Genomic DNA, 858 nt, shown 5'->3' with positions numbered 1-858 from the left:
TGTAAGCACACCTGTTTTAGTTCCACACACTTTTTGAGATTTCCGGTTTTTCAGCCATCAGCCGGTACTCTTCCGGCGTCAGGTTATTCAGGGATTCATGAGGCCGCTCGTTGTTATATTCCATCAGCCAGCGCTCGGTAATTTCCCGCGCTTCATTCAGTGTTCTGAACAGGTAAAAATCCAGGATTTCTGTCCGGTATGTTCGGTTGAACCGTTCGATAAAAGCATTTTGTGTAGGCTTACCCGGCTTGATAAATTCGAGCTGTACGCCATTTTCTTCGGCCCATTGTGCCAGCGCCAGCGAGACCAGTTCTGGCCCGTTGTCCATCCGCATTTTCAGCGGGTAGCCGCGGTTTGCCACGATCCTGTCCAGCACCCGGATGACTCGCTGAGCCGGGATATTCAGGTCGATTTCTATCGCCAGTGCCTCACGGTTAAAATCATCCACCACATTGAAGGTCCGGAAGCGCCTGCCGCAGACCAGCGCGTCGTGCATAAAATCGATGGACCAGCTCTGATTTAGCGCTTGCGGCGTCGCCAGTGGTGCTGGATTACGCACTGGCAGCCGCTGTTTTCCCTTGCGACGAAAATTCAGTTTCAGCAGGCAATAAATCCGGTGAACACGTTTATGGTTCCAGGTATTGCCCTGCCTGCGTAGCAGTTGGAAAAGCTTCTTAAAACCGTAGCGCGGATAGCGTTCTGCCAGCTCAGTCAGCGCATGGATCACCGGTTCATCACGCCGGGTATCAGGCTGATAAAAATACACCGTCCTGCTCAGCGATAACGTCCTGCAGGCCTGGCGTAAACTCATGGCAAATTGTGCCGTCAGATAGCTGACAAGTTCACGCTTTATCGCTG

General features: G+C 52.2%; 1 protein-coding gene. It reads right to left on the bottom strand.

What is annotated here, in order from left to right:
- Positions 1 to 16 precede the first annotated feature (16 nt).
- Positions 17 to 858: IS3 family transposase (locus tag GF617_RS26900; RefSeq protein ID WP_203452777.1), on the bottom strand; the 842-nt coding region annotated here is incomplete at its 5' end.

The organism is Lelliottia sp. RWM.1 (assembly GCF_016859735.1).
Classification (GTDB): Bacteria; Pseudomonadota; Gammaproteobacteria; order Enterobacterales; family Enterobacteriaceae; genus Enterobacter.
The sequence above is the reverse complement of the archived record's forward strand: the minus strand, read 5'-3'. Positions and strand labels throughout refer to the sequence as shown.